Genomic DNA, 26072 nt, shown 5'->3' on the forward strand with positions numbered 1-26072 from the left:
CTCTCCGCCATTTCAGTCCGCCTCTGGGCACGCCACTCGCCGCCGATTGCCGCCCTTGACCAGCAATAAGCGTCCTCAGCAGCTCCGATTTTGATCCCACGATGCGAATTGCGTCGTCTGCGACCTCGACGCGCTGCGCCAGCGCGCGCAGGTGATCCCGCCGATAGCCGCCCTCGTGGCCGCGAATGCGCTCCCGCGCGCGGTGGGCAAACCCTTCGATCATTGCGGGGCTGAGGGTGCTGTGGCCGGGATTTTCGAGCAGGGCCTGCGCCCGATCGGCGTCGGCCCGCGCCTGATCGCGGAGAACCTTCAGGCCAGCGATCCGCTCCTTCAGCGCCGGGTCGTCCAGATCGGCAACGCCCGCCTCGATGGCGTCATAGAGCCGCTTGAGACGCGATTCCGATTCGGTCGCCTGCCGCTGTAGAGAGGCAATGTGTTCGCGGCGCCGCTCGGCCTGATCCTCGCGGCGTCCAAGAATGCTGCCAAGCAGCTTTTCCAGACGGTCGGGATCGAGCAAGCGGTTCTCGATATGATTGATCACCATGTCGTCGAGCTTGTCCATGGGGATCGCGCGGCCCTTGCAGCCGGTTTCGCCCTGCCGCGCCTTGATCGAGCAGGCGTAGTAGCGGTAGCGGCCGCCCTTGCCGGTGCGGATGGTCATCGCGCCACCGCAATTGCCGCAGTAGCAGATGCCGGTTAGCAGGGTCGGCCCGATGACGACGCGGGCAGGCAGCTCGGTTTTCGGGTTGCGGGCCTGTAGGAGCTTCTGCACCGCGTCGAACGTCTCGCGGTCGATGATTGGAGGAACCGGGACGACAACAATGTCGTCGGGCGATTGCGCGTCATTGTGCTTGCTGCGCCGTCCCCACTCGTGTTCGCCGATGTAGGTGCGGCGGGTCAGGACGCGATGGACCTGACCGATGCCCCAACGCCCACCGTCGCGGGTGAAGATGCCCTTGCCGTTAAGATGCTTGACGATCGCCTTAACTCCCATCTGGCCGGATGAGCCTTCGCCCTCCAGCGCGAGGCGGAAGATCAGGCGAATGGTGTCCGCATGCAGTGGGTCGAGTTCCAGCTTCTTCTTGGTCTTCGTTCCGCGTTGCTCCGCTGCCACGACACGGTAGCCGACAGGCGGTAGCGCGCCATTCCAGAAGCCCTGCCTCGCATTCTCCTTCAGCGCGCGCGTGACGTGCTTGCCGTTTTCCTTCGACTGATATTCGTCGAACAGCGCCATGATCCGCCGCATCATGTCGTGGATCGGATCGTCTCCCAACTCTTGCGTGATCGAAATGAGCCGGACGCCGTTCTTGGCGAGCTTCCGGTAGTAATATTCCATGTCGAAAGCATCGCGGAAGAAGCGCGAGAAGCTGTGAACCAGCACGACGTCGAACGGCGCGGGCTTCGAGGTGCCTTCCTCGATCATGCGTTGAAACTCGGGCCGGCGATCGTTCGTCGCGGTGTTGCCCGGCTCGACAAACACGTCAACGAGCTGGTAGCCGCGCGCCGCGCAATAGGCTTCACCCTGCTTGCGCTGGTCGGGGATGGACACGTCATGCTCGGCCTGACGGGCAGTCGAGACGCGCAGGTAAAGGGCCGCCCGCACGGCGACGTTGGGCGATTGTGCGTTCATTTGCGGGTTCCTTTCGACTTGCGAGGCTCGATCAGGGGCAAGACCAGCTCCACGCGGTCATGAATGACCTTGGGGACCAGCTTGAGTCCCTGGCCCTTCTCCATGCGGACAAGGCCGAAACTCTCCATCTTCTTGAGGGTGCGCGAGACATTGGGGGTGGCGCGTCCTGTGATCCGCGCCAGTTCGTCCAGCGAGCCAGGCTTCTGTTCATGGATGATGCGCAGCAGCTCTCGATTGCTCGCCGAGAGAAGCCGGGCGAAGGACTCGGTGGATGCGAACCAGACGGTCGGCTCGCCGGGCGCCGGCTTTTCCTCGCCGCGCCCGATCCGCATGGAGCGGGCCTTCATTTCTTCTGGTTCGGCGATCCCAACTTTCAGAGTCGTCACGGCAATTGACCCTGTTTACGTCAGGGTTTATCATTATCATCACGAGATAATATGTTCAAGCCTTTTGGAAGTTCGAGCGCCCCGAACATCTCGTCGAAAACATCGGCGAACCAGCGCTCAAACACTTGAATCTCGGCCTCGGTGATCGGCACTTCATCGGGCCAGTCGTCTATGACCGGCAGCTTCTCGACATCGAAGACATGCGGTGGGCTTCCACGCGGCGGGCTGATGCGCGGCGCGGGATCGTCACTATAATCGTAAAGATCGTCAGGTAGCATTCTGGGGTCCGGCTGGTGTGGGCGGCCCCGTTGGGTGCGGCGGCGTTCTGCACACATGGAATCCTCCGTGGTCCGCTGGAATCCGGTGGCTGGAAGCCCCGGAATTATGCGGACCATGGAGGGGGATCGGTGGTGTGTAGCGTGCCGCATTTACACCTGTGCGCTGGCGGCACCCCACGCACTGTTCAGATTTTTTGCTGAACCGGCGCCGCGAACATAACAAAAAGAATCAGACCAAGAATGCTCCCCGAGCGGCACAGGCTTGCGCGCGGCCTAATATCGCTGCCCAAGGTGTCAATGCCGACACGGATATCCAAGCTGGTGTATTGTTCAGGGGCTTCATCGTCAATTTCCTTTGCAGATTGATGCTTGCTCGCTACCCTCAACCGGAGAACCGAGAGTAAGCGTGATGCGGCTGTCAAAGCATGCACTTGGTCTTATGTAGGGCGACGATGCGATCTGCCTGCGACCGTTGAACCTGCGGCCATGCAACTCCCGTCTGCTTGATCGCCCGCGTGCCTATCGGGATTGCCGCGCAAAATCTCGATCGCATGAGGGGGAAACAGGTGCGCGCCCCGTATAAGGTGCAAGAGCCGGGAAAAGCGAGCAACGCACATGCGGGCACAGGAATTGGCAGGCCATGGCGGGAGATGGAATTCGAATGGGACGCGCTCGCGCTGCTGATCAAGTGGAATTTGGGCGCGGGCATGGTCGAACCCCGGGCTTATAACAAGGCTACTGATGACGAGCTCCTGTTCTGGTCGGCGCAAGGAGACCGGAGAGCCTTCGATGAAATCGTTGTTCGTCACGGTTCGTTTGTTCTAAGCGTTGCAAGCCGCCTAATCCCAAATTTTCGCGATGCTGAGGACATCGCCCAGGATGCAATGGTCAAGGTGTGGCATCAAGCTGACCGCTTTAACCCAAAGCGCGCTCAGTTTAGAACTTGGATTTACCAGATCGTCGTCAATCTCTGTATTGATAGCCGCCGCCGTAAAAAGCCGGAATCCCTTCCAGAGAACTTCGACGCTGTTGACCCGGGAGCCGCAGCAGACGAGATTTTGTCGAATGCCGAGCGCGATGCCGCCCTGGTTGCAGCTATACGGGCATTGCCTGCCAGCCAGCAGGCCGCGATGATACTCGTCTACGAGGAAGGTGTATCCGGCGCTGAGGCGGGACGTATTCTTGGCCTGTCTGCCAAAGCAATAGAGCGTCTGCTTGCCCGTGCTAGAACCACACTTCGTGAACGATTGCTGGCACAGCATGATAAACAGGGAGAATAGCTATGAAGATCGAACGCTTTACGTCGCTGGCGCGAAGTTACGGAGCGAACATCGATCTGTGGCCCGTCGAGGAGCGGAGCGATGCGCTGGCTCTGCTGGGCAGCTCGAAAGTGGCGCGCGCCGTTCTTGCGGAGGAGCGCTTGATGGATGATGCGCTCGCGGCGGCGCGCAGGCATCAAGAGATCTCCCTGTGGCCGCCGGGCGAACGCAATGCCGCCTTGGTGCGCCTGAGAACGAACGTCGCTGCGCGAATAGCGCCGGCACCATCCGGACCTTCCCGGTTCGGTGCACGGCTTTTTGCGCATGTTCGCGGACTATGGCCCGATCTGAATTGGATCGGTCTTTCCTCCAGCGGCGGAATCGCGGTGGCGGCAGGTCTTTTCATCGGGATGCATTTCCCGAGCTTACCCGCCTCCGGTGACCTGCTCTCTACACTTCAGATCGCATCGATCCCAATTTTCATGGAATGAACAGCAATATGGTTCAAACACAGGATGGCACAAGAAAATGGTTGCGAATTGCTCTTCCCGTCTCGCTCGTGTTGAACATGTTCCTTCTCGCTTTCCTGGGGGGGCAAATGCTGCGTGTGACACCGGAGGTTCAAAGAGGTGATGATCCTCTGGCTCGCATTCTGGCTGTTGCGGAAGCGACTCTTCCTGCTTCAGACGCCAGGTTGTTCCGTCAGAGTCTTCTCAAGGAAGAACCGCGATATGCGCGAGCCGTGAGGAAAGTTACCGAGGCTCGGCAAGAAATGCTGAAACAGATGTCTGCTGATCCGTATGATCCTGTCGCAACCCTGGCGGCCCTCAGTGCAACGCAGTCCGCCTGGACGGAGTTCATGGACGCAATCGGCGGTCCATTGGTGGATGCGATTGGTCAAATCTCCCCCGAAGGAAGGCGCACGGTGGTTGCCGACCAAAAGGCAAAGGGAATACTGCGCGTTCCGTAACAGTCGCCGATCCAGCGTGGGCCAGACCGATCAGTTATCGCACGATCGCCTGCCGCGTGTCCGACGGCTTCATCGCACCGGTCTTGACCACCACCGAAAGGGTCTCCTGTAGAAGAGCCATTGTCCTTCCCTGACTGCCGCTCACCATAAGATCTCAGATATGAATGGCGCTCCGAAAAAATCCAGCCGGAATGTCGCATCGGGCGGTGCACTTCGTATCAGTAGCAATTCATCCATCTGCGGGTTTTGCGATACTGGACGGAATAATATGACTGCTGATCAACAGCCCGTTTTGTTGGAATTGGGAGAGCAGAAAACTCTCGAACTGTTTGTTGCTCGGCCCGCTTCTGACAGTTCATTGCGAGGTGCTATTCTCTTTGTCCACGGCCATCAGGATAGCCCTCGCATAGGTGGCCGCGGCATGGCCGAAGATGGAACGTTGGCACGTCTGGCAACCTGGCGTTCGATCATCGCGGCCTCTGTGTCACAACCCGGCTATGGAGGTTCCAGCGGGCCTCCGGACTTCTGCGGCCCCAAGACACAATTCGCAATCCGGATGGTACTCGATCATTTTGAACAGGAACATGATGTCGGGCGCTCGGCAACCATACTCTATGGGGTCAGCCGTGGCGCGATAGCGGGGGCGATGGTCGCCTCTCAGGAACCAACACTCGGTGGAGTTATCCTCGTAGCGGGCATCTATGATCTGGAATCGGCTTATGGAAAAACTATTCCGGGTATCCGCGCAAATATCGAGGCCGAGGCAGGCACTACGCCAGAAGCATTTTCAGCTCGTTCAGCATTTCTCCACGCTGACAAAATTCGAACGGAAACCCGCATTCTGCATGGGCGGCACGATGACCGTGCGCCTGTGGACCAAGCGATTAGATTCGCAGAGATCGTGAAGCGGAACGCCCCTGTTAACGTGGCCTTGTTCGACTGTGGACACTTCGTGCCATTTCCGTTGAGAAGATCGACGGTACTCCCCCTCTACGACAGAGTTTTCGGAGAAACGCCACAGCAACTGCCCAAGCTCTGAACCGTCCTAAAATCCTTGAGGTGAGTCTTGATCAAGTGACGCGTGGTATTGCCGCCAGATCATCAATCATCCGCATCAAGAGTTTTTAGACGGTCTGACGGACTGTCGTGGTAGCGGACGCAAACCCCATCATCCGACAAGTTGAATGTATGCTTGCCAGCCCTGCCATCAGCCGGGTCGGCAGCGGCTGCATACCTGATCCATCCTGAGAGACCTCGCCAACACGCTCTTCCAGAAACGGCCGGACGATCATCTGCGCCAACTGGACCAGCTCTTTTGCATGTCCTTCCACGGCTGCTGCTCACTATGAGATCTCAGATCTGAATGGCAGCCCCGAAAAAAAATCCAGCCGGAATGTCGCATCGGGCGGCGCACTTCGTATCAGTAGCAATTCATCCATTCGGGGAAGCTGCTGATGATTGAAAAATACCGACCGAAACCCACCGCAGCGCTGGCGCGGCCAAGGACCCTTTGCCTCAGCGCCAACCAGTTATGGAATAGGTCAATCTTTCAGAATGCCCCGTTGCCTCGAACCCTTGGCAACAGGCCGGATGGCGATTGCTGATAATTGTCTTTCGCACCGTGGCAAGAAAGAAACTGCCTCGGACATCGACCCTCTATTCAGGATTACAAGCGAGGGACAATGGATAAGAGGAGCGGTTTTACCTTCTTTGCGTTGATGCTGCTTGCCGGCATTTCCGTCTCTGTTAGCGCGGCTGCCCGCGAGCGGACCGTCACTATCCCATGGGCGAACGAATCCACCGAGGCGCTCTGCTTCCCGATGGAAAACGGAATGCCGAATACCGTTTGCGTCACTCTGTATGCCGACGAGGACGGATACGAGCTGTGCGTCGCCGACATGATGGCTTCGAGGGAGAGATGCATCAGCAATTATCGCTCTGCCGATCCCGATGACAGCCCGGAGGAAAATCGTTGGAGCGTATTCGATCCTGTAAACGCCCGGACAAATTTCACCGGTGTGGCCGAATGCCCAACGCACGGGATTGATCACTTCAAAAGGAGAAAGGCATGAACAGAAAAATGTGGCCCACGCGCCGCTATGTGCTTGGCGCATTTGCGGCAGTGTTGGTGGCCGTGATGTCCGGCCCCGCGTTGGCGGCAACGCGAGGCGCGACAGTTTCCAGCGTCAACCTAAGGGCCGGACCGGGGACATGGTATCCGATCGTCATGACAATGCCGCCCAGTGCAGCTCTGACCATCTATGGATGTCTCGACGCGGCCTCCTGGTGCGACGTCTCATGGGGAGGGGCACGCGGCTGGGTCTCTTCCAACTATGTCAGCATCTACTATCAGGGCCAAACAGTAGCTCTTTCGCCGGCGCTCATTCCGATGATCGGATTGACCGTTGTCGCCTTCAACCAGGCTTACTGGAATAACCACTATGGCGGCCAGCCGTGGTACGGACAATGGAACACCTATTATCGCAGCGGCCCGGGTTACGGCGGTGTTGCGCGAGGTGGCTGCGTTGGAGCTGCATGCGGCGGTTCTGCCGTTGTTCGCGGCCCTTACGGCGGCGGCGCCGCAGCACGAGGAGCATGCGGCCCAGACCGTTGCGCCGGTGGCGCGATCTTGCGGCGGCCTGGTGGCGGCCTCGAATTCCGTAGGGGCGTCGTGGAGCGTTAAGACGTACCGCAAGCCGGAGATGAGCACACGCCGTCCCCGTTCATATCCGGATCGTTAGCCATGACGCAGGCCAGGCCGAGGCGGATCACCGCCTCGGGATTTTCGTTCAAAAGCTGAGGACCATTCTGCCGGTGAAGAAAACACCGTGACAGCGGGCCATGCACATGAGGTGAACTTTGGATAATCGCGCAAATAGTCCAACTCCGATTTCCGGTCCGTCCCAGGCACCTCGGAGGCGGCCTTCCAATATTTGGGTGCGTGGCCTGGCGACTTGCGCGATGGCACTCGCCCTCGCCGCCTGTGCGACAACGCCGCCACCGTCTGTAGCGCTGTCTTCGTCGGCGTTTCTGCGCCCGACCTCGGACAAGACGAGGCCTTATGCCTACCGTCGGCCGGATGCGAATTTCGCAGCCTATAGAAGTGTCATTATCCCACCCACAGCGATCTACGCCGGGCCGGACGCACAATTCGGCAAGATGTCGGCCACCGACCAACAGGCACTCGCCAGCTACATGCATCAGGAATTTTCCAAGGTCCTCGGCCGGCGCCTTCAACTCGTTGCACAGCCCGGACCGGGTACGTTGCGCGCCAAGCTGACACTGACCGGTGCAGAAGCAAGCACACCGGTGCTGTCCACCGTTTCGCATGTTCTGCCGGTCGGCCTCGTCGTCAATGCGGGCGCCCAGGCCACTGGCGGTCGCGGCACATTCTCCGGCTGGGTGTCCTATGCCGTCGAGATTGAGGATGCCCAGACCGGCACCCTGCTCTACGCCCACGTTGCGAGCAGGAGCGCCAACGCGCTCGACATCACCGCCAATTTCGGGGGGCTCGACGCGGCAAAGGCCGGGGTGCGCTCGGCGGCGGACCAACTGGACAAAGAGTTGGCCCGCGAAGCCAGATAGCTGAGGACGTCCATTGCGCCAGCCGCTTCACTCACAGCGGCTGAAAGCGTCCTGTCGTCAAGACATGAGAAACGCGGAGGGCCAGAAATCTGTAGGCGCCCAGCCGCGCAACCGATCGCAGGAGATCATACTCTGACCGGAAATTATTTGAAGAAGCAAGAGCGACATAGTGCCGGCAGGTATAAGCATCACGTTCGCCTTTCCACCATTCCGTTCCGCATGATTGGTCTCAGTCTGCTCGGCCTGTTGCTTGCCGCATGCGACGACAATGCCAAGACAACAGCCGCACCACCGCAATCGGTACGCGTGATTCACGCAGCAATGATCGAGCATCAGCGCAGCACGGGCGTCACAGGCGAGATACGAGCACGCATACAGACCGACCTCGCGTTCCGCTCCGCCGGCAAGGTCATAGAGCGGCGGGTGGATATCGGTTCACATGTGCACGCCGGAGATGTTCTTGCGCGGATCGACGACACCGAGCAGCGCGCGGACGTGGAGTCGGCTGAGGCTGGTCTTCTGGCGGCGCAAGCGACACTCAATCAAAAGAACCTCGCGTTTCGGCGCTCTCAGACATTGGTGGAGACACGCGCAATCGCCCAGTCGACCTACGACCAGGCGAAGGAGGAGCTGGCAACGGCAGAGGGGTCGCTCGAATCCGCCAAAGCGTCCCTGGCGATCGCTCGCGATGCACTCTCTTACACCGAACTCAAAGCCAATGCCGACGGCATCATCACTGCGCGCAGCGTCGAGGTCGGGCAGGTCGTATCAGCCGCACAACCTGCCTTAACGCTCGCCCATGACGGTCCCCGTGATGCGGTCTTCGATGTCTTCGAGGCATTTTTCCTGGCGGGGTCACCGGGCGACAAGGCGACCGTGGTGCCGGTCTCGAATCCTGGCGGTGGTATCCCTGCAAAGGTGAGAGAGGTCGCGCCGGTCATCGATACGACGACCGGAACGATTCGCGTGAAACTGGCGCTTCCCGATAATGTCCAATGGTCCCTTGGAACGTCCGTGATCGGCGCTTTTCACACGCCTCCAGACACTGCAATCACACTGCCATGGAGCGCGATGACGTCGGACGGCGGGAAGCCCGCAGTTTGGATCGTGGATGCAGCAACGCGAACCGTCGCGCTTCGCCTCATCACTGTCGCAAGTTACCGGGCAGGCGAGTTCACCGCTGCAAAGGGGATCTCCGCACAGGAACTGGTCGTTACGGAAGGCGGCAAGTTTCTGCGACCCGAGCAGGTCGTGAGTTGGGAGGGCAACTGACATGAAGCACCCCTCCTCGGCCATGCTGCTCGTCATTGTAACGGTCTGCGCCTCCTTCCTACCCTATCATTCCGCTGCTGCGGAAAACGCACCGCCACGACCCGTAATCTGGATGAACGTCGCCGCCGATCGTTCCGAGGCCCTGGATTTTGCCGGTGTCGTTCAGCCGCGCGTCGAGACTGAACTCGCCTTCCGGGCTCTTGGCCGTGTCATCGCGCGGCAGGTTGAGATAGGCGACGTCGTCAGGAAGGGCGACATTCTCGCGGAGATCGACCCGCTCACGCTGAAACTCGCCGTGCTTAGCGCCCAGGCTGATCTCAGAAATGCAAATGCCCAACTGGAGAATGCCGCGATCAACGAGCGACGCAAGCGCATGCTCGCCGCAACCAACACGGCCAGCGCGGCCGATCTCGAACTTGCCGAGCAGGGCCTCAAATCGGCAGAGGCGAATGTCACGAAAGCGCAAGCCAATCTGGCCAAGACCAACGAGCAGCTTGGCTATGCTCGGATAGAGGCCGAGTTCGACGGCGTGATCACCTCGACCTCCGTTGAGGTGGGTCAGACCGTAACAGCCGGACAGTCCGTCCTGAAACTTGCACGCCTCGACCAGCGCGATGTCGTCATCGACGTTCCTGAGGCGCAGGTTTCGTCTATCGGTTCGTCTACTCGTGTCGACATTGCGCTGCAACTCGACGACCGCTTGCGGACGTCTGGACGAGTACGCGAAATCGCTCCGCAGGCCGATACGGACACCCGAACCTACAGGGTGAAGATCGCCCTGGACACGGCGCCTGACGTCTTCCGCTTCGGTGCGGTCGTAACCGCCACATTCACAGACGGCCGGCAGGCTCACGACGTCGTGCTGCCCCGCTCGGCTATCGTCGAGAAGGACGGCGTCCCCGCCGTCTGGGTTATCGATCCGCATGCCCTGACGGTGTCGGCCCGCGCCATTCTCCTAAATCAACCCGGGCCGGAAGACCCGCTGGTGCGGGTCTCTTCGGGTCTGAACACAAACGAAAGTGTTGTGGTCGCGGGTGTCAGTGAACTTCAGGAGGGACAAAAGATCAGGCTTGGACAGGAGTTGCGCCAATGAAGAATTTCAATCTTTCGGAGTGGGCGCTCGAACATCGTTCCTTCGTCTGGTATTTCATGATCGCTTTCGCGGTCGCCGGCATGTACGCCTATCTCAACCTCGGACGCGAGGAGGATCCGTCCTTTACCATCAAGACGATGGTGATCCAGGCACAGTGGCCTGGGGCCTCGGCCGAAGAGGTCACCCAGCAGGTCACCGATCGTATCGAGAAAAAGCTCCAGGAGCTCGACAGCCTCGATCGGACGCGGAGCCTCACGACCGCCGGCAAGACCACGATCTTCGTTGATCTTCTGACGACCACCCAGGCACGCAATGTCCCGGCGACATGGCAACGCGTCCGCAACATGATCGGCGATATCCAGCAGCAGTTTCCGTCAGGCATCGTCGGACCGTTTTTCAACGATCAATTCGGCGATGTTTACGGAAACATCTTTGCCTTCACCGCCGACGGCTTGAATCAGAGGCAGTTGCGCGATCTCGTCGAGGATGCCCGCACCAAGGTCCTTACAGTGCCGAATGTCGGCAAGGTCGATATCATTGGCGCCCAGGACGAGGTAATCTATCTCGAATTCTCCACCCGCAAAATCGCCGGACTCGGCATCAATCAATCCGACATCGTCGAGACACTGAGCGAACAGAACGCTGTCACGCAGTCGGGTGTCATCCAGGCCGGTCCGGAACGGATTGCGTTGCGGGTTGGCGGCCGTTTCTTCTCTGAAGAAAACCTCCGTGCGATCAATCTGCGGATCAACGATCGCTTCTTTCCGCTGACCGACGTCGCAACGATAACGCGCGGTTATGTCGACCCCCCATCGTCGCTGTTTCGCTTCAATGGCAAGCCGGCGATCGGGCTGGCGATCGGTATGAAGGCGGGGGGCAATCTGCTCGAGTTCGGCGAGGCGTTGGACGACATGATGTCTCATGTCGTTCAAGACTTACCCATAGGAGTCTCGGTTGGCCACGTGTCCGACCAGCCAGCGGTAGTCGACCAGGCCGTCTCGGGTTTTACGAAGGCCCTCTTCGAAGCCGTGGCTATCGTGCTCGCCATCAGCTTCATCAGTCTTGGTCTGCGAGCGGGGCTCGTGGTTGCGATCTCCATACCGCTCGTGCTGGCCATCACCTTCATGGTGATGCAGTATTGCGGCATCTCTCTCCAGCGCATCTCGCTCGGTGCGCTCATCATCGCGCTCGGCCTTCTGGTCGACGACGCCATGATCGCCGTCGAGATGATGGTTGCCCGCCTGGAGGCCGGCGACAATCTGCGAAACGCCGCGACCTTCGTCTACACGTCGACCGCCTTCCCCATGCTGACCGGAACGCTCGTCACCGTAGCGGGCTTTCTGCCGATCGGATTCAACAACAGCAATGCCGGCGAGTTCACCTTCACACTCTTCGTCGTGCTTGCGGTTTCCCTCACCGTGTCCTGGATCGTTGCCGTCCTGTTCACGCCGCTCCTCGGCGTGACGATCCTGCCAAAGACGATGAAGAAGCACGAGGATCATAAGAGCCGCTTCGGCGCGCTCTTCTCCTGGCTGCTCCAGCTTTGCCTACGTTTCCGCTGGATCACCATCATCGCGACGGTTGCCGCCTTCGGCCTTTCGGTCGCTGGCATGTCCCTGGTGCAACAGCAATTCTTTCCTGCCTCCGATCGTCCGGAACTGATCGTCGACTGGAACCTGCCGCAAAACAGCTCGATTGCCGAGACCAACCGGCAGATAGCGCAGTTCGAACGCGAAAAGCTCATCGGAAATCCCGACATCGATCACTGGTCGAGCTATATCGGTCGCGGTGCACCGCGCTTCATTCTCTCCTTCGACGTGCAGTCCGACGACCCGACCTTCGGCCAAATCGTCATCGTGTCGAAGAGCCTCGACGTTCGCGACCAGCTCAAGGCCGACCTGCAGGCTTATTTACACAAGACCTTCCCAGGCACCGATGCCTTCGTAAAAACGCTGGATATCGGTCCACCGGTCGGAAGGCCGATTCAATACCGCATCTCCGGGCCGGACATCCAAAAGGTCCGCGAACTCGCGCAGAAAACAGCCGGTATCGTCATGTTGCATCCGTCGCTGACCGGCCTCGTATTCGACTGGAACGAGCCGGCGCGTGTCGTCAAAATCGACGTGCTTCAGGATAAGGCGCGGCAACTTGGCGTTTCGTCGGAGGACATCGCAACCGCTCTCAATGGCGTTGTCCAGGGTGGGACCGTGACCCAGGTGCGCGATGCGGTCTACCTGATCAACGTTGTCGGGCGGGCACAAGCAAAGGAACGCGCCTCCATCGACAACCTGCTCGACCTTCAGTTGCCGAGCGCCAGCGGTAAATCCATCCCACTCTCTTCTGTTGCGAGATTCGATTACGAGCTCGAGCAGCCGACGATCTGGCGGCGCGACCGCATTCCCACGATTACGATCAAGGCCGGTATAAACGACAGCACCCAGCCTGCAACGGTCGTCAACCAACTCGAAGCAAAGATCGACGAGCTGAAGGCCTCGTTGCCGCCGGGATACGACGTCGCGGTCGGCGGAACGGTGGAGGAAAGCGCCAAGTCGCAAGCGCCGATCATCATGGTGGTCCCGGTGATGATCTTCGTCATGACCACGCTGCTGATGATCCAGCTCCAGAGTTTCCACCGGCTGTTCCTGGTGTTTTCGGTTGCTCCGCTGGCCCTAATCGGCGTCGTCGGAGCTTTGCTGCTTAGCCGCGCGCCGCTCGGCTTTGTCGCGATCCTTGGTGTTCTTGCTCTGATCGGCATCCTTATCCGCAACTCGGTCATTCTGATCGTCCAGATCGAAGACCTGCGGAAGACGGGAGTTCCTACCTGGAAGGCGGTCATCGAGGCGACCGAGCACCGGATGCGGCCGATCATGTTGACGGCAGCAGCGGCAACCCTGGCATTGATCCCTATTTCTCATGAAGTGTTTTGGGGGCCTATGGCTTACGCCATGATGGGCGGCATCGTCGTCGGAACTGTCCTGACCCTGCTCTTCCTTCCCGCTCTCTACGTGACCTGGTTCAGGATTCCCCGCGATGTCGAAAACAATTGATTTTACGACCCCGCGGCAGCGGCCCTCGTCGCGGGATGTCGTTGCGGCACCCAAAGCCTGCCCGCTCAGTTCGCGCGCATGGGAAAGGCGCATCTTGGTGTTTCCGCTACTTATTTCCCTGCTCGGCGGCTGCGCCGGCCGGCCGGAGAATGTCCTTCAGCCCGTGGCGGTGACGACCAACGATATAAGCCGCGTCGACATGCTGGTCGCAACCACCCGAAAACCCGCTGCTGATCCCGGCGAGCTTTATTCCGGCGAGCGCGGAACGGCGATCTCGCTGAACAACCTTACCGTTTCCATCCCGCCGGATGAGAATAGAAAGGTCGGGGAGGTCCAGTGGCCGAAGCGCGTGCCCCCGAACCCTGAGAAAGAGTTCGCCGTGCTCAAGGACGAGAAGGTCAGCTCAGAGCAGCAGGCGCTCAACTGGTTTCGCAAGAACCGTAATGCAAAGCGACAGGTGATCATCTTCGTGCATGGGTTCAACAACACCTATGCCGATGCTGTCTTTCGTTTTGCCCAGATCACCCACGACGCGGGAACCGATGCCGCGCCGATCCTGTTCACCTGGCCCTCCCGTGCCAGCGTTCTCGGCTATCTCTACGACAAGGAAAGCACGAACTATTCACGCCGTGCCCTGGAGGATTTGATCATCCAGGCTGCCCGCAGCCCTGACGTCGGCGATATCACGATCCTTGCCCATTCCATGGGGACATGGCTGACAGCGGAGGCTCTGCGTGGGATCGCGATGCGCGAAAAGACGATCCCGGCGAAGGTCCGCAACGTCGTGCTGGCGTCGCCCGATATCGATGTCGACGTCTTCCGCCGTCAGCTCATAGAGATGGGACCGAAGCGGCCGCAGTTCACCATTTTTGCCTCGACGCGCGATCGTGCCCTGGAGGTTTCGAGATGGATCTCTGGTGGCGTCAACCGTGTCGGCGGTATCGATACCACCGCTTATACCGACGTGCTGAAAAGCCTTGGGATCACAGTGATCGATACCAGCACCGTGCGTTCCAAGGACGCCCTCGGTCACAACGCCTTTGCCGATAGTCCGGAAATTATTGGGCTCCTTGGGAAACGTCTGGCTGGGCAATCCCTCGAGGGCGGCCAGGTGACATTGGCCGACCACGTCGGGATGGCGGCAATCGGCACCGTCAATCTGGCCGGGTCCGCAGCGAGGACGGTCGTTGCGGCGCCGATGTCGGTGGTTAGCCCCGAAGCGCGAAAGATCTTCCAGCGGGAACTGTCCGGGGCGTCTGGAGGCCTAGTCAATGGCGAGATCGCCTACTGACCGTAAGCGAGGTTTTGTCCTTCGCTTTTTACGATAAAGGGAAATCGGCAATGAACGTCACTTATGATTTTTCCGGTTATATTGTACGCTTTACTGGCGCTGCCAGCGGTATCGGGCTAGGCGTCGCCCAGGGAGGAAGCGCCGAGTTCGTTCATCTCGATGTGGCCTCACAACGAGAGATGGATGACATCGTCACCAATCTTCTGCCAAGACCGGCGCTCGACCATGGAGCGCCGGAATGAGGCGGCGGCCATGCAGAAAACTGTCGAAGATCGATGACAAACATACCCGACAGCATCAGGTGCTCGGCACGCGGATTCCTCTTGCGGCATTGATTCATGCCGTAGCCGTTGGGGAGCACCTGAACTTTCGCCATGCCGCCGTCGCTCTTGGCGTCAGCCAATCCTCGGTCAGCGAGCGTATTCGCGCATTGGAGGAAACGCTGGGCGTGCGGTTGTTTGAGCGAGGACATCGAGGGGTGCGGCTCACTGAGGCTGGACGCTTCTTTCTCGTGCATGTCGCCGATGGAATCGAGCAGCTCGACTATGCGGTAAAGACCGCCGGCATGATCGGCGGCGGAGCGTGCGGACGCATCCGCATGGGCGTGCCCACGACAATCGCTACCGGCTTTCTGGCGGAGTTGCTGCACCGCTACCGGAAACAGTGGCCAGGCGTGGAGTTGGAACTGTTCGACGGTCGAGCCCGAGACGCGATCTTTCTGGTGCGCGACGGACGGCTCGACGTGGCCTTTGTGGCGGCGATAACCGAAGTCCCCGATTGCCACTCGCGGCCGCTTTGGACAGAATCCCTGTTCGTCGCCATGTCGGACAACGACCCTCGCGCGGATGCGAAAGGCCTGTTCTGGCGCGATCTGTGCGATGATCTCTTCCTGGTTCGCTATGATGGGACCGGACCGCAGGAGCATGACCACATCGCGCGCAGGTTCGCCGAACGGGGCCTTCATCCGAAGGTGCAGCGATGCGACGTGGATCGCTGCATGCTCTTGTCGATGATTGCCGCCGATTATGGGGTTACGCTGGCCAGTGAGGCTACCAGCCGGATCACCATGTCTGGTATCACCTTCATCCCCATTATGGACGAACCGGAGCCGATCACATTCGGGGCCGTATGGTCGCCACACAATAACGGCAAGGCGCTTCGAGGGCTTCTGGACATCGCGCGCAAGCAAGCCACGATCTAGGCTGAAGCGGTCCGCCGCGCCTTGGCGAAACCGCGATCCGTGGCGATGAACCGCTCCAGCATCGGCACAATCAGCTTCACGGGATCGGTCACAGGTTGACCGGTCTCGCGGGCCAGCACCTCGGCATAGTCGGCAAGGCTGCGATGGAGTTCGGCAGGCAACTCCACCGTGATCTTCACGGGCTTGTCGTCGGGCAATGGCCCCAGCTTCAGTTTCGTCATCATCAACCTCCTGTATTCTCGAATATCAGGTCGCGTGTCACAATGACCCTGACTGGGAAACCCGGCCGGATGGTCAACGTCGGTGCGACCTGCAACTGGCGCTGGATGATCTGCTGACCGGCCTGATTGATGGTGTCCTGCGCGCCGTCGCGAATGGCCCGGATCAGGCGGTCCTCGTCGTCGGTCGCCAGCTCCGTGCCGACGGAAAGCAAGGTCGAAAGCCCAGCCGCTTTCATCAGATCCCACCAGTGATAATCGACGCCATCCTCAAGCCCGGCATAGCCGGACGCATCCGCGCCAGGCTGGCGCTCGAGAACGATGGAGCGGCCGCCCGGCAGGATCAGGCGATTCCAGACCAGCAGCACCCTGCGCTGGCCGAAGGTCACGCCGTCATCGTATTGGCCGATGATGCGCGTGCCCTGCGGGATAAGGAGAAGGCTGCCGGTCGGACTGTCGTAGACATTCTCCGTGACCTGGGCCGTGATCTGCCCCGGCAGGTCCGAGCGGATGCCGGTGATAAGCGCGGCCGGTATGACGGCCCCAGCCTGAAGGATATAGGGCGATGCCGGCGGCACGACGCGATCGGGCGCGACAGTGCGCCGATCGACGGGGCCATTGAGGAAGGTCGCGTGCCGGTTCTGCGTGCCGGTCGCGCCGGTCTGCCCGGAGAGACCCAGGTCGGCCATGCCGGGTGGAGCGGCGCTAGCAGGGGTCCCCGTGCCTGGTGCGGTCTGGAAGAAGACACGGCTTACGCGCGCGGCTTCTTCCTCGGCGAGACGGCGCTGCTCCTCGGGATCGACGGCTGGCGTCGTCATGACGGGCGGCGCAACCGGCTGTCCCCTGTTCTGCGCGTCGAGGATCGGTCGGCCGAGGTCGCCGGGCAACGCGGGGCCGAGTATTGGCCCGGTATAGTCGCGCGGCAGACCGGCGAGGCCGTCCGCCGTGGGCCGGTTCTCGGTCGAATAGAGTTCTTTGCCGCCCGGTCCCGCATCGCGGGTCTGGAGCGCGTAGATCAGCGTCCCACCGATGCCGAGAAACGCGACCGCGCCGACGCCAGCGAGCATCTTGCGGGACAGGCGCGTGACGCGCGGGGCTTCCGCGCGAAGCCGCATCGGTGCGGCATTGGTTTCAGTGTCGGTCATTACGATGGCCTCCCGTCCGTGCGGACAATCCTGACGGTCTGTTGCTGCTTGCCGCCGCCAAGGCGCAGCTCGGCCGCGCCGAACAGACGGTCCACGATCAGGACGTTTTGATGGATGCGGCTGTTGGCGATCTGCGCCTCGCCGTCCGCGCCAAGCACGAAGATCGGCGGCATTTCGCCCTGCACGATGCCGCGCGGAAACTCGACATAGACCCTGCGGCCGTCGTCATAGACCGCGACGGGCTTCCACGGCGGATTGTCGCCGGTCAGGCCATAGCGGTAGTCGCGCGTTGCGACGGCCGGAATGATCGGCGTGGTGGGCACGGCCTGGCGCTGGCTGGCCGGTGGCTGCGGATAGGCCCAGGCGACGGAAGGCATATAAGGCTTCTCGCCGGATCGCAGCTCGAGCAAGTAGGTGCGTCGGTCGGTCGTCACGACAAGATTGGTCGTAATGTCCGGCCGGCTCGGCTTCACGAGGATATGGACGCGGCGCGTGACACCAGAACCGGATTCCGTGTCGCCGATAATCCAGCGGGCCGTGTCGCCGGCCGCAATCGGCCCCGCGCCGGTCAGACTCTCGCCCGGCTCAAGCGCAATGTCGGTGATCTGGCCGGGCGCGGCATAGACCTGATAGAGCGCGCCTTCGCTCCACGGATAAATCTGGATGGCGTTGTAATAGCCTTCACGGCGCGGCTGCACGCGGGCGGCGGCATTGGCGTTCTCGACGCGGCCTGTCGCGGTGCTGGCGGTCTGGCCACCGCGCGCAACGGTCCAGGCGGGCGGAATATGGATCGGCCGCGGCCGGTCGTCGGTAACGGCCGCGGGGATAGCCGGCAGCGGCGGCACGTTGGCGTCATAGCTGATCTGCGGCGGCTTGTAGGTCGCGCAACCGGCCAGTGCGGTCGCGGACAGCATGACGGCGGCAAGCGCGGGTTTATGGAAAGCCTTGCTCATTGGCTCATTTCCCGCGACCACGAAATTGCGTTGACGTAGATTCCGAGCGGATTGCTCTTGAGCCGGTCGACGTCGCGAGGCGGCTGGAGTACGATGGTCAGGATCGCGGTCCATCGCTCTGTCGAGGCGAGCTTGCCGTCTTCATAGTGCTGTTCGGTCCAGGCGATGCGGAAGCTGTCGGGCGAGGCGCGAATGACGCTCGACACCTCGACGGAAATCTGTTGTTTGCCGACTTTCGTGAACGGGTCGTTTGCCCTCGCGTAGTCATTGAGCGCCGCCGCGCCGCGATCCGTCGTCCACTCATAGGCGCGAAGCCAGTTCTGACGGACAATGATGGGGTCGGACGGAATGCTTCTGACCTGCTCGATAAAGCGGGCAAGGTGCCACGCCACTTGCGGGTCGGTCGGGCGATAGTCGGCCGTTGCCGGCGCGATGGCCTGCGCCTGGCCGAGCCGGTCAACCTGCACAACCCAAGGCACGACGGTTCCCCGCGCGGTCTGCCAGACAAGCGCGGACGCGAGGCCAGCCGAAAGGATGAGAGAGCCGAACGCCATATAGCGCCAGTTACGCGCCTGGACGCGGGCCGAGCCGATACGCTCGTCCCAAACCTGCGCGGCCTTCTGATAAGGCGTTTCGGATTGCGGGGTCTTGCCGTAATGCACGGCGGGTCGCTTGAAGATGCTCATGTGCGGTCGCTTTCAGAGAGGTTGACGGAAGAACCGGAGGCGTGGCTGTCGCCGGAGCGGACGGCGTGCGCGGCGGTCTGAACGGCATGGGCTGTCTGGCCGCCCTGTCGCATCCGCTGCGCCCAGCCAGGCGATGCGCCAGCGGCCGGCGCGGATGCCGACGTGCTGCCGGCTGATCCTGCGGGCGGCGTGCCGCCCGTCGCGCCGAATCCGGCCTTCACGCCTTCGGAGAAACTGGATTTGACGCTTGCTGCCGCCCGGCGAAGCGGTGACGTGGCCGCGCTGCCTGCGGCACGTGCGACGCCGCCCAGGCCGGATGCGACGCCTGCCGCGCCGGACTGACCGAACGAACCAAGGCTATAGGCTGCGGATGCTGCGCCGGCTGCGGTTGCGCCGCCGCGCACGGCGGCTGCGCCTGCCTTCGCGGCAAGTCCGGCCGCGCCGCCTGTGGCAAGTGCTGCGCCGCCAACAGCAAGTCCGGTGCCGACTGCTGCGCCCGCGCCAAGCTGCGGACCTCCGCTGACAAGGCCGGAAGCAATGCCGGGGCCGAAGATGCCCAGGCCGACGAGCGACAATGCAGCGAGCACGACGGCCATGGCGTCGTCGATGCTCGGCGTCTGGCCGCCGAAACCAGCCGTGAATTGCGAGAACAGCGTCGAGCCGATGCCGACAATGACGGCGAGCACCAGAACCTTGATGCCGCTGGAAATCACGTTGCCAAGCACGCGCTCGGCCACGAAGGCGGTCTTGCCGAACAGGCCGAACGGGATCAGCACAAAGCCCGCCAGCGTGCTCAATTTGAACTCGATCAGCGTCACGAAAAGCTGGATGGCGAGGATGAAGAAGGCGAGGATGACGAGCGCCCAGGCGAACAGCAGGCACGCGATCTGAATGAAGTTCTCGAAGAACGCAACCCAGCCCATAAGATCGGAAATGGAATCGAGCAGAGGCCGTGCGGCATCGAGGCCGGTTTGCGCGACCTTGCCCGGCCGCATCAAATCCTGCGCGGTGAAGCCCGTGCCGGATGCTTTCAGGCCCAGGCCGGCAAAGCTGTCGAAAACGATCTTCGCAAGGTTGTTCCAGTTGCCGATGAGATAGGCGAAGACGCCGACGAACAGCGTCTTCTTCACCAGCCGCGCAATAATGTCGTCGTCCGCGCTCCAGCTCCAGAACAGAGCCGCTAAGGTCACGTCGATGACGATGAGCGTGGTCGCGATGAACGCGACCTCGCCGCCGAGCAACCCAAAACCGGAGTCGATGTAGCGGGTGAAGGTGCCGAGGAAATTGTCGATGACGCCAGCGCCGCCCATGCGTCACCGCCCTTCGCTGGTGTTGGAAGCGGGCGCGGCCGGCGCGCGCGTGCGGCCGAGAAAGCGGTCGCGAGTTTCGGCCCATACGCGCAGGCATTCCGCGTCGCTGGCGGCCGTTGCCCCAAGCTGCTGGCACCGGCGCCGCCCTTCGCGCAGCGGGTCGCGGTCGGGCTGGAGAAGACGCGGCGGCGATGCCGGCGCGTCCTCCTTGCGGGTCATTTCGATGGCCGTCGCCGTGATCGCGATGGCCACGAATACGATAGCGCCCAGCCGGGCCAGCATCTTGCCGTCCATGGCTGCGCCCTCAATTGCCGTTATTGAACATCTGCGCGTTGCCGGGCGTGTAGCCGCTGCCGGGCGTAAGGAAGCGGCGGCGTTGCTCGCGGCCCTGTTCGGCCGCCGCCGTCCGTTCGGCTTCGGTCAGCGCGCCCGCCCGGCCGTTGGCTGCAAGAAGCGCCACAAGGTCGGAAAGCTGCTGCGATTGCAGGGCAAGGATTTGATTGCCCGCTTGCGTTGCCTGGAGAGCGCCGGTTGCCGACTGGCTGCGGCCGACAAGCTCCGACATTTGCGTGCGGTTGCTGTCGATGTTGCCAACGACACCGGCCTGAACGCGCATGGCGTCCTGCAAGCCGCCGACCGTGTTTTTCCAGCGGGCGCGGGCGTCAGCGACGAGTTGCTGGTTGCTCGCCGACATGGATACGTTGCCGTATTGCTGCTGGAACGCCTGGTCGATCTGCTGGACGTTGAAGGCGATGTTCTGCGCCTGGTTCAAAAGCTGCTGCGTCTTCTGAACCGATTGCTGAATCTGCTGGAGCGCCGAATATGGCAGGCTCGCCAGATTGCGCGCCTGGTTGATGAGCATCTGCGCTTCGTTCTGGAGGCTGGTGATCTGGTGGGTGATTTGCTCCAGCGAGCGCGCGGCGGTCAGCACGTTTTGCGCATAATTCGACGGGTCGAACACGATGATGGCGTGCGCGGGCGTCGCGATCATCGACGACACGACTAGCGGCGCGGCGAGCATGGTCGCGGCCATGAAGACGGCGCGCGAGCTGAAAGGGCGAATGGTCATGATTGGGTCTCCTTTTCGGTTTGGGGGATGAGCGTCGGGAAGCCGGGGAGAAGATCGACGGCCCAGCCCACTTCGCGGGCCGCGAGCCACGCGGCGAGGAAACCGTCGCGGCCGTGATCGGCCACGATCTGCGCAATGAGCGTCTGGTCGGTTTTCGAGGATGCGGCGCAGAGCGAGAGGCCGACTTCGGACAGGCCCAGTTCGAAGAGGCGATTACCCCTGCGGCTTTGGCAGTAGTAATCCCGCTTCGGCGTCGCCCTTGCGAGGATTTCTATCTGCCGGTCATTCAGGCCAAATCGCCGATAGATGGTCGTGATCTGCGGCTCGATGGCGCGTTCGTTCGGCAAGAGCAGCCGCGTCGGGCAGCTTTCGATGATGGCCGGCGCGATAGCTGAATTGTCGATGTCGGACAGGCTTTGCGTGGCGAAGATAACGCTGGCGTTCTTCTTGCGCAGCGTTTTGAGCCATTCGCGGAGCTGGCCGGCGAACCCCTCGTCGTCGAGCGCAAGCCAGCCTTCATCTATGATGAGAAGCGTCGGCCGCCCGTCGAGCCTGTCGCCGATGCGGTGAAACAGATAAGCCAGCACGGCGGGCGCAGCCCCGGTGCCGACAAGCCCCTCGATCTCGAACGCCTGCACGTCGGCCGCGCCCAGGTGCTCGGCCTCGGCGTCGAGCAGCCGGCCATAAGGACCGCCGACGCAATACGGGCGAAGGGCTTGTTTGAGGTCGTTGGATTGCAACAGCACCGCAAGGCCGGTGATGGTGCGTTCTCCGACCGGCGCGGAGGCAAGCGATGTCAGCGCCGTCCAGATGTGTTCCTTCACCTCCGGGGTGATCGTGACGCCTTCGCGCATGAGGATGGCCACGATCCAGTCGGTCGCCCAGGCGCGTTCATAGGTATCGTCGATCCGGGCAAGCGGCTGGAGCGATACGGAAACGTCCGAACCTTCGGTCAACCCGCCGCCCAGGTCGTGCCAGTCGCCGCCCATGGCGAGCGACGCGGCACGGATGCTGCCGCCGAAATCGAAGGCGAACACTTGGCTGCGGTCGTAACGGCGGAACTGCAAGGCCATGAGCGCGAGCAACACGCTCTTGCCTGCGCCTGTGGGACCGACGACGAGGGTGTGGCCCACGTCGCCGACATGAAGGGAAAACCGGAACGGGGTGGAGCCTTCGGTCTTTGCATAAAGCAGAGGGGGCGCACCGAAATGCTCGTCCCGTTCCGGCCCCGCCCACACCGCTGAAAGCGGGATCATGTGGGCGAGATTCAAGGTGCTGATAGGTGGCTGCCGGACGTTCGCGTAGGCGTGGCCAGGAAGCGAACCAAGCCATGCGTCAACCGCGTTGACCGTCTCCACCATGGCGGTGAAGTCGCGGCCCTGGATGACCTTTTCGGCCATCCGCAATTTCTCGTCGGCAATCCGGGGATCGGCGTCCCATACCGTGATGGTGGCCGTGACGTAGGCCATGCCCGCCACGTCGGCCCCCAGCTCCTGCAAGGCCATGTCGGCGTCGGCTGCCTTGTTGGCGGCATCCGTATCGACGAGAACGGACGCCTCATTCGTCATGACCTCCTTCAAGATCGCGGCGATGCTCTTGCGCTTGGCGAACCATTGGCGGCGGATGCGGGTCAGCAGCTTGGTCGCGTCGGTCTTGTCGAGCAGGACCGCGCGCGTGCTCCAGCGATACGGGAAGGCCAGCCGGTTCAAATCGTCGAGCAGGCCGGGCGTCGTCGCGGTCGGAAATCCGATGACGGTCAGGACGCGGAGATTCTGGTCGCCCAAGCGCGGCTCCAGCCCTCCGGTCAACGGCTGGTCGGCGAGCAGCGCGTCGAGATAGATCGGCGTTTCGGGAACGCGGACGCGATGCTGGTTGGTCGAAACTGTTGAGTGCAAATAAGTCAGCGTGGCGCTGTCGCTCAACCAACCGCACTCCGGCATGAAGCCGTCGAGCAGCGCCAGCACGCGGTCGGTGCGGTCGATGAAACCGCGCATGACTTCATGGGGGTCGACGCCCGATTGCTCGCGGCCCTCGTAAAGCCACGTCTCGGCGCGGGCGGCTTCCTCGGCCGGGGGCATGTAGAGAAAGGTCAAGAAATAGCCCGACACGAAATGCGCGCCGGCTTCCTCGAACGCGGCCTTGCGCTCGGCGTCGAGCAGCCCGGATGCCGGATCGGGAAAGGTGCTGTCGGGATAGGTCGCGGCTTCGCTGCGCTGCGCCTCCACGAAAATCGCCCAGCCCGATCCGAGACGGCGGAAGGCGTTGTTGATACGGCCGGCGACGGCGACCAGTTCGGCCGCGACGGCGGAATCCAGATCGGGACCGCGAAACTTCGCCGTCCTCTGAAAACTCCCATCCTTGTTCAAGACGACGCCAGGGCCGACAAGCGCGGCCCAGGGCAGATAGTCGGCAAGGCGACTGGCGGTGCGGCGATATTCGGCGAGGTTCATCATGGACGCGCCCTCACGCTGAAAGGTTCGCGGGGATGCGAAGATGCCGCCGCCCGACTTCGACGAATTGGGGATCGCGCTTCGCCGCCCATACGGACGCGAAATGACCGACCGCCCATATGGCGAGGCCGACCAGCCAGAGGCGCAGGCCGAGGCCCACGGCCCCGGCCAGCGTCCCGTTCATGATGGCGATGGAGCGCGGTGCGCCGCCGAGCAGAATATGCTCGGTCAGCGCCCGGTGGACCGGGACAGTGAAGCCCGGCACCGCGTCGAGCTGTTCGAAACCGCCCGCCATCAGACGAGCGCCCCGCCGCCGAACGAGAAGAACGACAGGAAGAAGCTCGATGCCGCGAAGGCGATGGACAGACCGAAGACGATCTGGATGAGTCGGCGAAAGCCGCCCGAGGTATCGCCGAAGGCCAGTGCGAGGCCGGTTGCGATGATAACGATTACGGCGATGATTTTTGCGACCGGCCCCTCGATGGATTCGAGGATGGATTGCAGCGGTGCTTCCCACGGCATTGAGGAGCCGGACGCATGGGCGGCCGGTGCGAACATGGTGCTGATGGTGAGCGTGGTTACGGCGGTCGCAACGAGGCGATAGCCGCGCGAAAGCGTGTGGATCATGAAGGGTCTCCTGTGCTGGGGTTGGTGGCTGGGGTGATGCGGTAGTCGCCGTCCGGGCCGAGCCCTTCGACGCGGGCGAGTTCGGCCAGCCGGCGCGCGGAACCGCGCCCGGAGAGGACGGCAACAAGGTCGATGGTCTCCGCGATCAGGGCGCGCGGGACCGTGACGACGGCCTCTTGAATGAGCTGTTCAAGGCGGCGGAGCGCGCCGATGCCGGAGCCGGCGTGAATGGTGCCAAGCCCGCCCGGATGGCCGGTGCCCCACGCTTTCAGAAGGTCGAGGGCTTCCGCGCCGCGCACCTCACCGATGGGAATGCGGTCGGGGCGCAGGCGCAGCGAAGACCGGACCAAATCCGATAGCGTCGCCACGCCGTCTTTCGTCCGCATGGAGACGAGGTTTTCGGCGCGGCATTGCAGCTCGCGCGTATCCTCGATGATGACGACGCGATCCGACCCCTTCGCCACCTCGGCGAGCAGCGCGTTGGTGAGCGTGGTCTTGCCGGTCGATGTCCCGCCCGCCACGAGGATGTTGGCGCGGGACGCGACGGCCGCGCGCAGCGTCGCGGCCTGGTCGGCGGTCATGATGCCTGCGGCCACATAGTCGTCGAGCGTGAACACCGCGACGGCGGGCTTGCGGATGGCGAAGGTCGGGCCGATGACCACGGGCGGCAATAGCCCCTCGAACCGCTCGCCGCTCTCGGGCAGCTCGGCCGAGACGCGAGGGCTGCGGGCATGAACCTCCGCGCCGACATGGTGGGCGACCAGGCGCACGATGCGTTCGCCATCAGCGGCGGACATCATCTCACCCGTATCGGCCAGCCCTTCGGACAGCCGGTCCACCCAAATCCGGCCGTCTGGATTCAGCATGACCTCGACCACGGCCGGGTCTTCGAGATACCGCGCGATGGCCGCGCCGAGCGCGGTGCGCAGCATCCGCGCGCCGCGCTGGATCGCTTCCGGTTTGTGGTGAGTGGCAGTCATATCGGCCCCGTTTCCTGACGGGGCGCAACAGATGGTCCCCGCAACGGGGTCGATTAAAAGAGCCTGAAATCGGGCCTATTCAACAACTATCGAAGAGGGTGCGGTGATCGGCGGCCATCGGCGGCGAATAGGATGGATTGAATATTCAGGTATGGTCTCGATCCGTCTCGCACTGATCTTGCGATGGACGATCTTGAAGCGAATCGACATCGCGCGACAGCTCTTTGAGGAATCTGTCGCCGGTCGCCAGACGCCGGCCGAGCGACTGCATGAAGCCCTCGAACCGTTCGGCTCCCTTCGCGCGGGCGGAGGCTTGCGCGCTCTCCGGCAGCGGCGGCGTGGAGGCAAGCCAGATGCGGATGAACAGCGAGACGGTCTCGCCGAGCACGGCGAGATCTTCGTCGAGCGTGTCGATCTGACGGCCGAGCTTGTCGAGGCGGCGCGACATGGCCGCTTCCAGCCGATCCGACGTGTCGCCGGACAGGAAGGATGCGACGGCGGCCTCGACGATGGCGGACTTGGACACTTGCCGGCGCAGCGCCAGCGCCTCGACCTGGGCGAGCAAGTCCGGGTCGAAATAGACGTTCATGCGGGTTCGGCTGGTCATCGGCGTGTCCTTCAA

Annotated in this window: 28 protein-coding genes and 1 pseudogene; 13 read left to right on the forward strand and 16 right to left on the reverse strand. The window is 62.1% G+C overall.

The window, feature by feature from the left end; all coding sequences use genetic code 11:
- From V5F66_RS21755 to V5F66_RS21765, 3 genes are all read right to left on the reverse strand, one after another.
- On the reverse strand, positions 1-1630 hold a 1630-nt coding region (locus V5F66_RS21755), incomplete at its 3' end, for a recombinase family protein (RefSeq protein ID WP_394094717.1).
- On the reverse strand, positions 1627-2016 hold the full coding sequence (locus V5F66_RS21760) for an HVO_A0114 family putative DNA-binding protein (protein ID WP_100079071.1): 390 nt from the start codon (positions 2014-2016) through the stop codon (positions 1627-1629). The genes V5F66_RS21755 and V5F66_RS21760, both read right to left, overlap by 4 nt.
- 20 nt (positions 2017-2036) lie before the next feature.
- Positions 2037-2294 carry a hypothetical protein gene (locus V5F66_RS21765; RefSeq protein ID WP_100079072.1) on the reverse strand — a complete coding sequence of 86 codons (258 nt, stop codon included), beginning with the start codon at positions 2292-2294 and terminating at the stop codon, positions 2037-2039.
- 503 nt (positions 2295-2797) lie between these two features.
- On the opposite strand from V5F66_RS21765, the gene V5F66_RS21770 reads away from it, so the two are divergent.
- The 4 genes from V5F66_RS21770 (at position 2798) to V5F66_RS21785 (ending at position 5562) form a co-directional block, all read left to right on the forward strand.
- Complete coding sequence (locus tag V5F66_RS21770; RefSeq protein WP_245427030.1) at positions 2798-3574, forward strand: sigma-70 family RNA polymerase sigma factor; 777 nt, start codon at positions 2798-2800, stop codon at positions 3572-3574.
- A 2-nt stretch (positions 3575-3576) separates the two neighbouring features.
- The gene (locus tag V5F66_RS21775; RefSeq protein ID WP_100079074.1) at positions 3577-4044 is read left to right on the forward strand and encodes a hypothetical protein; all 468 of its coding nucleotides are present in this window, start codon (positions 3577-3579) and stop codon (positions 4042-4044) included.
- Positions 4041-4523, forward strand: coding sequence for a periplasmic heavy metal sensor (locus tag V5F66_RS21780; protein ID WP_245427033.1), 483 nt, complete (start codon positions 4041-4043; stop codon positions 4521-4523). Before V5F66_RS21775 ends, V5F66_RS21780 begins: the two co-directional genes overlap by 4 nt.
- Positions 4524-4791: 268 nt before the next feature.
- Complete coding sequence (locus tag V5F66_RS21785; protein ID WP_245427035.1) at positions 4792-5562, forward strand: alpha/beta hydrolase family protein; 771 nt, start codon at positions 4792-4794, stop codon at positions 5560-5562.
- Between the two features lie 98 nt (positions 5563-5660).
- Here V5F66_RS21785 and V5F66_RS21790 read toward each other — a convergent pair.
- A pseudogene (locus V5F66_RS21790) lies at positions 5661-5836 on the reverse strand (IS5/IS1182 family transposase); the annotation flags it as partial.
- A gap of 369 nt (positions 5837-6205) precedes the next feature.
- Between V5F66_RS21790 and V5F66_RS21795 the strand changes: the two are divergent.
- From V5F66_RS21795 to V5F66_RS21835, 9 genes are all read left to right on the forward strand, one after another.
- Positions 6206-6595, forward strand: coding sequence for a hypothetical protein (locus V5F66_RS21795; protein WP_100079076.1), 390 nt, complete (start codon positions 6206-6208; stop codon positions 6593-6595).
- Positions 6596-6660: 65 nt separating this feature from the next.
- Complete coding sequence (locus tag V5F66_RS21800; RefSeq protein WP_394094718.1) at positions 6661-7206, forward strand: SH3 domain-containing protein; 546 nt, start codon at positions 6661-6663, stop codon at positions 7204-7206.
- A 278-nt stretch (positions 7207-7484) separates the two neighbouring features.
- On the forward strand, positions 7485-8108 hold the full coding sequence (locus V5F66_RS21805) for a DUF3313 domain-containing protein (protein ID WP_245427038.1): 624 nt from the start codon (positions 7485-7487) through the stop codon (positions 8106-8108).
- Between the two features lie 147 nt (positions 8109-8255).
- Positions 8256-9380, forward strand: coding sequence for an efflux RND transporter periplasmic adaptor subunit (locus V5F66_RS21810; RefSeq protein ID WP_341769959.1), 1125 nt, complete (start codon positions 8256-8258; stop codon positions 9378-9380).
- A gap of 1 nt (position 9381) precedes the next feature.
- Complete coding sequence (locus V5F66_RS21815) at positions 9382-10473, forward strand: efflux RND transporter periplasmic adaptor subunit (RefSeq protein WP_245427041.1); 1092 nt, start codon at positions 9382-9384, stop codon at positions 10471-10473.
- Positions 10470-13520, forward strand: a complete 3051-nt coding sequence (locus V5F66_RS21820) for an efflux RND transporter permease subunit (protein ID WP_100079079.1) — start codon at positions 10470-10472, stop codon at positions 13518-13520. The genes V5F66_RS21815 and V5F66_RS21820 overlap by 4 nt, the downstream gene beginning before the upstream one ends.
- A complete protein-coding gene (locus V5F66_RS21825; RefSeq protein WP_100079080.1) occupies positions 13504-14811 on the forward strand; it encodes an alpha/beta hydrolase in 1308 nt (435 codons plus the stop codon). The genes V5F66_RS21820 and V5F66_RS21825 overlap by 17 nt, the downstream gene beginning before the upstream one ends.
- Positions 14812-14861: 50 nt before the next feature.
- Positions 14862-15053, forward strand: coding sequence for a hypothetical protein (locus tag V5F66_RS21830; protein WP_100079081.1), 192 nt, complete (start codon positions 14862-14864; stop codon positions 15051-15053).
- Positions 15050-16012, forward strand: coding sequence for a LysR family transcriptional regulator (locus V5F66_RS21835; RefSeq protein WP_100079082.1), 963 nt, complete (start codon positions 15050-15052; stop codon positions 16010-16012). Before V5F66_RS21830 ends, V5F66_RS21835 begins: the two co-directional genes overlap by 4 nt.
- Here V5F66_RS21835 and V5F66_RS21840 read toward each other — a convergent pair.
- The 12 genes from V5F66_RS21840 to V5F66_RS21895 all read right to left on the reverse strand — a co-directional run bounded on the left by V5F66_RS21840 (position 16009) and on the right by V5F66_RS21895 (position 26057).
- Positions 16009-16233 (reverse strand): DUF2274 domain-containing protein, encoded by a 225-nt coding sequence (locus tag V5F66_RS21840; protein ID WP_100079083.1) that lies wholly within the window; start codon positions 16231-16233, stop codon positions 16009-16011. The two genes, V5F66_RS21835 and V5F66_RS21840, sit on opposite strands and share 4 nt — an antisense overlap.
- Before the next feature lie 2 nt (positions 16234-16235).
- Positions 16236-17375, reverse strand: coding sequence for a TraB/TrbI/VirB10 family type IV secretion system protein (locus tag V5F66_RS21845; RefSeq protein WP_100079084.1), 1140 nt, complete (start codon positions 17373-17375; stop codon positions 16236-16238).
- Positions 17375-18328, reverse strand: coding sequence for a P-type conjugative transfer protein TrbG (gene trbG / locus V5F66_RS21850; RefSeq protein WP_100079085.1), 954 nt, complete (start codon positions 18326-18328; stop codon positions 17375-17377). The genes V5F66_RS21845 and trbG overlap by 1 nt, the downstream gene beginning before the upstream one ends.
- The gene (trbF, locus tag V5F66_RS21855) at positions 18325-19014 is read right to left on the reverse strand and encodes a conjugal transfer protein TrbF (protein WP_100079086.1); all 690 of its coding nucleotides are present in this window, start codon (positions 19012-19014) and stop codon (positions 18325-18327) included. Before trbF ends, trbG begins: the two co-directional genes overlap by 4 nt.
- Complete coding sequence (gene trbL, locus V5F66_RS21860; protein ID WP_100079087.1) at positions 19011-20324, reverse strand: P-type conjugative transfer protein TrbL; 1314 nt, start codon at positions 20322-20324, stop codon at positions 19011-19013. The genes trbF and trbL overlap by 4 nt, the downstream gene beginning before the upstream one ends.
- Before the next feature lie 3 nt (positions 20325-20327).
- On the reverse strand, positions 20328-20618 hold the full coding sequence (trbK-alt, locus tag V5F66_RS21865; RefSeq protein ID WP_100079088.1) for a putative entry exclusion protein TrbK-alt: 291 nt from the start codon (positions 20616-20618) through the stop codon (positions 20328-20330).
- Between the two features lie 10 nt (positions 20619-20628).
- Complete coding sequence (gene trbJ / locus V5F66_RS21870) at positions 20629-21393, reverse strand: P-type conjugative transfer protein TrbJ (protein ID WP_100079089.1); 765 nt, start codon at positions 21391-21393, stop codon at positions 20629-20631.
- Positions 21390-23846 (reverse strand): conjugal transfer protein TrbE, encoded by a 2457-nt coding sequence (gene trbE / locus V5F66_RS21875; RefSeq protein WP_100079090.1) that lies wholly within the window; start codon positions 23844-23846, stop codon positions 21390-21392. Before trbE ends, trbJ begins: the two co-directional genes overlap by 4 nt.
- A 10-nt stretch (positions 23847-23856) precedes the next feature.
- A complete protein-coding gene (locus tag V5F66_RS21880; protein WP_100079091.1) occupies positions 23857-24138 on the reverse strand; it encodes a VirB3 family type IV secretion system protein in 282 nt (93 codons plus the stop codon).
- Entirely contained in the window at positions 24138-24470 is a 333-nt protein-coding gene (locus tag V5F66_RS21885; RefSeq protein WP_100079092.1) for a TrbC/VirB2 family type IV secretion system protein, read from the reverse strand. Before V5F66_RS21885 ends, V5F66_RS21880 begins: the two co-directional genes overlap by 1 nt.
- Positions 24467-25450, reverse strand: a complete 984-nt coding sequence (gene trbB / locus V5F66_RS21890) for a P-type conjugative transfer ATPase TrbB (protein ID WP_100079093.1) — start codon at positions 25448-25450, stop codon at positions 24467-24469. Before trbB ends, V5F66_RS21885 begins: the two co-directional genes overlap by 4 nt.
- 145 nt (positions 25451-25595) lie before the next feature.
- A complete protein-coding gene (locus V5F66_RS21895; RefSeq protein WP_100079094.1) occupies positions 25596-26057 on the reverse strand; it encodes a ribbon-helix-helix domain-containing protein in 462 nt (153 codons plus the stop codon).
- Positions 26058-26072: the final 15 nt, after the last annotated feature.

This window comes from Xanthobacter versatilis (genome assembly GCF_043193975.1).
In the GTDB taxonomy this organism is placed as follows: domain Bacteria; phylum Pseudomonadota; class Alphaproteobacteria; order Rhizobiales; family Xanthobacteraceae; genus Xanthobacter; species Xanthobacter autotrophicus_E.

Bases quoted from the DNA above. Each gene is read 5' to 3' on its own strand.
- V5F66_RS21765 (WP_100079072.1), bottom strand. From the start codon at position 2,294: ATGCTACCTGACGATCTTTACGATTATAGTGACGATCCCGCGCCGCGC.
- V5F66_RS21775 (WP_100079074.1), top strand. From the start codon at position 3,577: ATGAAGATCGAACGCTTTACGTCGCTGGCGCGAAGTTACGGAGCGAAC.
- V5F66_RS21780 (WP_245427033.1), top strand. From the start codon at position 4,041: ATGAACAGCAATATGGTTCAAACACAGGATGGCACAAGAAAATGGTTG.
- V5F66_RS21785 (WP_245427035.1), top strand. From the start codon at position 4,792: ATGACTGCTGATCAACAGCCCGTTTTGTTGGAATTGGGAGAGCAGAAA.
- V5F66_RS21795 (WP_100079076.1), top strand. From the start codon at position 6,206: ATGGATAAGAGGAGCGGTTTTACCTTCTTTGCGTTGATGCTGCTTGCC.
- V5F66_RS21800 (WP_394094718.1), top strand. From the start codon at position 6,661: ATGTCCGGCCCCGCGTTGGCGGCAACGCGAGGCGCGACAGTTTCCAGC.
- V5F66_RS21805 (WP_245427038.1), top strand. From the start codon at position 7,485: ATGGCACTCGCCCTCGCCGCCTGTGCGACAACGCCGCCACCGTCTGTA.
- V5F66_RS21815 (WP_245427041.1), top strand. From the start codon at position 9,382: ATGAAGCACCCCTCCTCGGCCATGCTGCTCGTCATTGTAACGGTCTGC.
- V5F66_RS21820 (WP_100079079.1), top strand. From the start codon at position 10,470: ATGAAGAATTTCAATCTTTCGGAGTGGGCGCTCGAACATCGTTCCTTC.
- V5F66_RS21825 (WP_100079080.1), top strand. From the start codon at position 13,504: ATGTCGAAAACAATTGATTTTACGACCCCGCGGCAGCGGCCCTCGTCG.
- V5F66_RS21830 (WP_100079081.1), top strand. From the start codon at position 14,862: ATGAACGTCACTTATGATTTTTCCGGTTATATTGTACGCTTTACTGGC.
- V5F66_RS21835 (WP_100079082.1), top strand. From the start codon at position 15,050: ATGAGGCGGCGGCCATGCAGAAAACTGTCGAAGATCGATGACAAACAT.
- V5F66_RS21840 (WP_100079083.1), bottom strand. From the start codon at position 16,233: ATGACGAAACTGAAGCTGGGGCCATTGCCCGACGACAAGCCCGTGAAG.
- V5F66_RS21845 (WP_100079084.1), bottom strand. From the start codon at position 17,375: ATGACCGACACTGAAACCAATGCCGCACCGATGCGGCTTCGCGCGGAA.
- trbG (WP_100079085.1), bottom strand. From the start codon at position 18,328: ATGAGCAAGGCTTTCCATAAACCCGCGCTTGCCGCCGTCATGCTGTCC.
- trbF (WP_100079086.1), bottom strand. From the start codon at position 19,014: ATGAGCATCTTCAAGCGACCCGCCGTGCATTACGGCAAGACCCCGCAA.
- trbL (WP_100079087.1), bottom strand. From the start codon at position 20,324: ATGGGCGGCGCTGGCGTCATCGACAATTTCCTCGGCACCTTCACCCGC.
- trbK-alt (WP_100079088.1), bottom strand. From the start codon at position 20,618: ATGGACGGCAAGATGCTGGCCCGGCTGGGCGCTATCGTATTCGTGGCC.
- trbJ (WP_100079089.1), bottom strand. From the start codon at position 21,393: ATGACCATTCGCCCTTTCAGCTCGCGCGCCGTCTTCATGGCCGCGACC.
- trbE (WP_100079090.1), bottom strand. From the start codon at position 23,846: ATGATGAACCTCGCCGAATATCGCCGCACCGCCAGTCGCCTTGCCGAC.
- V5F66_RS21880 (WP_100079091.1), bottom strand. From the start codon at position 24,138: ATGGCGGGCGGTTTCGAACAGCTCGACGCGGTGCCGGGCTTCACTGTC.
- V5F66_RS21885 (WP_100079092.1), bottom strand. From the start codon at position 24,470: ATGATCCACACGCTTTCGCGCGGCTATCGCCTCGTTGCGACCGCCGTA.
- trbB (WP_100079093.1), bottom strand. From the start codon at position 25,450: ATGACTGCCACTCACCACAAACCGGAAGCGATCCAGCGCGGCGCGCGG.
- V5F66_RS21895 (WP_100079094.1), bottom strand. From the start codon at position 26,057: ATGACCAGCCGAACCCGCATGAACGTCTATTTCGACCCGGACTTGCTC.